The sequence below is a fragment of the Candidatus Angelobacter sp. genome, assembly GCA_035607015.1.
GTDB lineage: Bacteria > Verrucomicrobiota > Verrucomicrobiia > Limisphaerales > AV2 > AV2.
This window is the reverse complement of the sequence record DATNDF010000159.1, coordinates 1-5,265: the sequence shown is the minus strand read 5'-3', so window position 1 is coordinate 5,265 and position 5,265 is coordinate 1. Positions and strand designations below refer to the sequence as shown.

The following is a 5,265-nucleotide window of genomic DNA, read 5'->3' as shown; positions in this document are numbered from 1 at the left end:
TATTCAGGCCCACGACGATTGACCGGACTTCGACGGCGGACATCTGCGTCTGGCGCCCGCTTAATGTCGTCACCTTGGGAGAAGCCAGCAGATCCGCGCCGTCCCGTTGTTCCAGCGCATGAAGCACAACGCGGAATTGGGGGTCCGTCAAAATACCGGTGAAGGTGGCGATCGCCGGGGAGGCCAGATCGGTTGTGGAATTGCGGAGTCCACCCGTCAGAATGTTGTCAGTGGTCGACGGAGGCAGGGGACTGGTCGGACTTGGAAAAATCCCGGTCGGATTTGCGAGGCTCGGCTGGCCGAGAAAAGACGGGGCAGTGCCGCCTTGCGCTCCGATACCGCCGTTCCTCATCAGAAAGTTCCCCAGGTACCAGTCGAAACCGATGGCCTTGCTGTCGTTTTGACTGACTTCAACGAACTTGGCCTCGATCGTGACCTGAGGCGGCGCGACGTTGAGGGTTTCGATCGCCTTCTGAACAATGTCGAGTTCCTGCGAGGTGGCACGCACCATGAGCACACCCGTGCGGTCATTGAAGAAAATCATGTTCGGAGGAAGCACGTTGACTCCCGCGGCGGTGAAGAACGCACGGACGGTGTCCTGTATGGTTTGCGTCAGATTAGTCGTCGTAACGCCCAATAGTCCCCCTCCACCAGCTCCGCCCGCACCACCGCCACCGCCGAATCCGCCGCCGCCGCCGCCGCCAATGCCTCCAGCTCCGCCGCCAGCCACAAAGACGCGCGGAAGATCGAAAATGCCGCCACCCTGACCACCCTGGCCGCCGCCAATGCCGCCCCCGCCGCCCGCCGCCCCACCCGCGCCGCCGGTCGTGCTTTGCACCAGGCTGCCCAGCGGAAATATTCCGACGCTCTGCAATCCTTCCATGAACGTGTTCGGATTCACACGAAAGGTGCGCGTCTCGAGTTGCGCGACGTCCGGTGTTTTCTGTGAGAAGATGACAGCGTACTCTTCAATGGAGTATCGGATGGGTTTGTCCGCCACCTTGGTGATTGCTTCCAGCACATCCGCCAGCCGCACGTTCTTGAGGGCCGGATTGATCCTCACGATGACGCTGTTCATGTCGAGCGGTTCTGGAGGTGGCAGCGTCACCGGCTGCCCTGTGGTCGGGTCAATGGTCGTTTGCGCGGCGGAGGCCACAACGTTCGGGTTGACCAGAAAATTGATGCCTTCCTTGTCCGGATCGCGCTTGGCGGCTTCTTCTGACAGATACTGCAGCACTTGCGGCAGCGACACTCCATCAAAAAGCGCCTCGTTCAGGACGATCCGGTGAAGCTTGTTTTGTATCGCCTGGCGGCCGGGACCGGTAAAGACGAGATTCGTGGTGGCGTATGGATTGGGCGACGGCAAGGTCTCGCGTTGAATCGGAGGAAGCCATGCGTTTTCGACTTCGACATGTTTGTTCTTTTCTGAGATTTCGCGTTTGCGGGCGCCCTGGGCGTAACGGCCCTCCTCGATCAATGCCAGATAATAGAATGCCATCTGGTTTTCGGGATCCTGCGCGACCGCCTGCTTGAGTTTCACCTCGGCGTCCTCCAACCGACCCATTTCATACAGCACTTTGCCGTCCTGCACGAGCGTCGCGGTGTTGATCTTTTGCTTTTGCACTTCGGGAACCAGGGCGCGGACTTCCTTGCTGGGAACGCGGCCTTTCAACGCCTCAAGCGCCTTGTCGTTTTCCTTCTTGAACCTCAGCGCGGCCTCATTTTTGGGATCAACGGTGAGCACCCGTTTGACGTGCAAGTCCGCCTCTTCAAACCGGCCACGCCGCTGGGCCTGTTTGGCCAGCGCCAACCGGACGGTGGCGAGACCGGACACCGTTTCCTGGACTTCCTGATCGACGCCCACTCCCACGCTCTGCGCCAGTTTATAGGACTCTTCGTACAGCTTGGACGCAGCGACCAGGTCGATCTTCTCCTGCGCGGCCTTTGCTTCCGCCAGAGTCTTTCGCAACATGATAACGGCAGCCTGCCGTCGGACGGCTTCATCAGTAGCTGTATCGGCGGGCGCCGGCTGCGCCCTCAACGAAGGGGCCGTAGCGATGAGAAGAAGGAGAAGAAGGTGTTTGGCAGCTTTCATCATGATGGTTCCGGGTTTGGAATAAAAAAGCGCAGCTCGATTACCAAGGTCCAATCTACGGTGTCGCCGTGTACGGCACCGTTGTTCGTTTGGGTGTCGATGTGGCTTGGACTGTAACGTTTGTCGCTGTGATGGCAATGATTTTGTTCGTGTCGCCGGCAAAAACCAGAGCATCACCGACGCGTTTTCCGTTAAACGTCAGATTGTCGGGCGGGTATTTCAAATCCACTGAATAACCGCCCACATCGACATACGGTTTCTCTTTCGTCACAACCGCCTGTTCGTTTTCGGCAGGCAAATCCAGCACAAATTCTGCCGGATTTTCCTGCGGCTTCATTTCTTTCAGGACAAAAACTGAATTCTTGCTGCCGGGCATGGTGGCGGAGAGCGTGATCGGGATCCGTTTGCTCGGCGACTTCTCCGCTTCGCGCGTCACTTTAAACTTGTACTGCACCGCATCGCCCGTCCCGCCGGTGCCCTCGTATTCGATTTTAAGGTACAGGGGTGTGATCTTCGTGACGGTCAGCGCGCCGGGTCCTACCTCGCGTCCCGTGCGCAGCGGAATCAACCTGCCATCGGGCATCCTCTGCCACTGCACGGGATTGAAAAGGTTGTGCTCACCCGCCAGCCGCAGGCTCGCGGGCCGCAGGAGGAGCTGCAGTGCCGCCTCGTTTGTTGAAAGATCAACCTGCTTCAGTTCCTTCGGCTTGGTCCGGGCAATCCCGCTGTCAACCTCTTCCAGCGCGCGCTTCTCGCTGTCAACCGAAGTCAGCAGCAACACCGCGGCTGCGGCCAATCCGAGCAACACGACACTAAGAATCACTTTTTCGTAATGGTTCTTCAGGAATTCCATCGAGAATCCGTCTTATTTCCCCGCCTTGAGTTTGGCCCGCTCCAGCAATTGAACCGTTTCAATGTACATGGTGACCTTGAATGGGCGCTCGTCCAGAATCGTTTCCGGCCCGCGACGCACCGGCGGCGCGAACACGCCCGGAGTGGTCGGAGCCGGGGTCGGCGCCTCTATTGGTGGCCGGGCACCGTAACGACTTCCCGGAGCAAGGCCGTATCGTCGCCGCATAAGTTCTGCCCCGGACAATGGACGCTCCGGCGCCACGCTCGGCGCGGCAGTCGGGTAGAAGAGCGAGGGACCATTCTGGGAAGCACCGGGTGCCGTGTTTACAACGTTGGTCTGCACATCAACGTTTTTTACGATGAAACAATTCGATGACCGATAAAATCCCTCCAGCACCGCCGCAAGTTCGGCCGTGAAACCCTGAAACTGAACTTCATACGGCGTCAGCACCGCGCCAGTCACCGTGTTTGTGGTCGGTTTAAGTCCGATGAGAAAATCGTTTACGCTCGTGTCCTCCTTGGACACCGGCACGCGGCGCAGGCCGGTCAGGGCGTGAACACGGGCATCAAACAGGACATCGCAAACGGCCTTGATCTCGTCAACGTGCGTAGCGAGCGGCACGAGCGTATCCTGCGGAAAATCCACCGATTTCCGCTGCCATGCGAATGTGAAGTCGTATTTGGCGGGGAGGCTGACCCCGGCTTTCTCCGCGTCGCGTTCCATGTCAGAGATCGTCGTCTGAAGCAGGTCCTTGAACGCCGCGCTGTCTATATTAGTGAAAGTGGCAACCGGTACAAAGAATTTCCTGCACGCCTGGAGGAAACCAGCAACCTTCTTTTGCTCCTTTTTGGCAATATCGATGTTCTCCTGGTTTGGATGGGGATCGCGGGTTGCCAGATTCTTCAGTTCCTGCGTCTGCGTGTTCAACTGCTCGGTCACCTCGTCCACCGCCTGCTTTTGGATCAGGAGAAAATAAACCGCGAACCCGAGCATCCCCAAGGCCACCAGCCCCCCCACGACCAGAAAGAAATTTTTCTTCAGCCAATTCATGCTAAAGCTTCATCGGGTGCTTCAACTTCAAGGTAACGCCAAAATTGAATGTCACGGAGTTCGTCGCATCCACCTGTTCGATGTCCCCGGAGAGTTTGGTTTCCTTGCTGTCGAACATCGGACTGGCCCGAAGTTCCTCCTCAACGGTGTAGGCCAGTTTATCGTTCGCTGAAGGTTCGTATTTTTTCAAATTCAATCCGCGGCATTTCAAAGTAATGGTCGCGATCTCGTTGGTGGATGCCGGCGTCGAGGTCTTCGTCGTCGCAGTGGCGGCCGTGGACTCGCCTTCACCCGGCAAAGGGGCCCCTTTCGGGATGAGGCCGTAACGTTCCATCATGAGACGGTTCATGTAAGCGTAACTTGCAGCGGGGGCCTGCTCCTCTTCCGCGGCCGCGGATGGCACAGCGGTCAAACCGGGAGTCGCCGAAGTCAGGCTTTCGATCCACACGCCATTTTCGATTCCCATCGCCTGCTTCCGGGCGGCTTCAGCCTGCATCAACACGCGCCGCAACTCCGTCAGCACTCCACCCCAGTAGAACCGCTGGTCCGTCCACTCGGTCAACTGACCCGCCTCCTGCTTCAACCTGTTCAACTTGTCCTGTTCCGCCTGGAGCTCGGTTTCCTTTTGTTTCAAGGGCGCCACCTGTACACTGATCTTGCCAAGCGCTTCCCGCTTGATGTCCGCGATCTTCATGTAGAATCCGCCATAGGCGAGGACCACGGCAACCAGACTGAAAATCGTGGCGATGAAATAGGGCTTCTTCTGATTGAACTGCTGCCGTTTGAGCGAACTCTTCGGCATGAGGTTCATTTCCACGGGGCACTGGGCCACGTTACGGAGGCCCAGACCCACAACCTCGCCAAACGAATGCGCAACCTTCGCCAGTTCCTCCAGATCGACGGAAGTGTCGATTTGAACATTGCGGAACGGATTGAAGTACTCGACCGGCAGGTTCAGTTTTTCGGCGAAGAATTGCGCCGTGTACGGCATGATCGACGCGCCGCCGGCCAGGAACAACCGCTGCGGAGCGGAACCACCCTGTTGCCCCCTGTAAAACTGGATCGTCTGGTTGACCTGAATATGCAGACGCGTCATCACCTGGCGCGCGATTTTCGAAATCGCCGCCTGCTGCGGGTTGTCCGGTTCCTCGTATGCGCCGCCCAGGCTCACGAATCCCTGCTCGACCTTCAGCCGCTCGGCCTCCGCGAATTTCAGCTTGGACTCGGCCGCGAAATCCTGAGTGATGGAATTCGCGCCGATGTTGAT

Annotated in this window: 4 protein-coding genes; all 4 read right to left on the bottom strand. The window is 58.1% G+C overall.

Translation table 11 applies throughout. The features are described 5' to 3' along the window. A partial coding sequence (locus VN887_06465) for a hypothetical protein (GenBank protein ID HXT39650.1) occupies positions 1–1,972 on the bottom strand: 1,972 nt, incomplete at its 3' end. A 178-nt stretch (positions 1,973–2,150) separates the two neighbouring features. Next, a complete protein-coding gene (locus tag VN887_06460; protein ID HXT39649.1) occupies positions 2,151–2,948 on the bottom strand; it encodes a hypothetical protein in 798 nt (265 codons plus the stop codon). A gap of 12 nt (positions 2,949–2,960) precedes the next feature. After that, positions 2,961–3,998 carry an Amuc_1100 family pilus-like protein gene (locus VN887_06455; GenBank protein HXT39648.1) on the bottom strand — a complete coding sequence of 346 codons (1,038 nt, stop codon included), beginning with the start codon at positions 3,996–3,998 and terminating at the stop codon, positions 2,961–2,963. Between the two features lies 1 nt (position 3,999). Then, positions 4,000–5,265, bottom strand: a 1,266-nt coding sequence (gene pilM / locus VN887_06450; GenBank protein HXT39647.1) for a pilus assembly protein PilM, incomplete at its 5' end; no start/stop codon positions are given.

Bases quoted from the DNA above. Each gene is read 5' to 3' on its own strand.
- VN887_06460 (HXT39649.1), bottom strand. From the start codon at position 2,948: ATGGAATTCCTGAAGAACCATTACGAAAAAGTGATTCTTAGTGTCGTG.
- VN887_06455 (HXT39648.1), bottom strand. From the start codon at position 3,998: ATGAATTGGCTGAAGAAAAATTTCTTTCTGGTCGTGGGGGGGCTGGTG.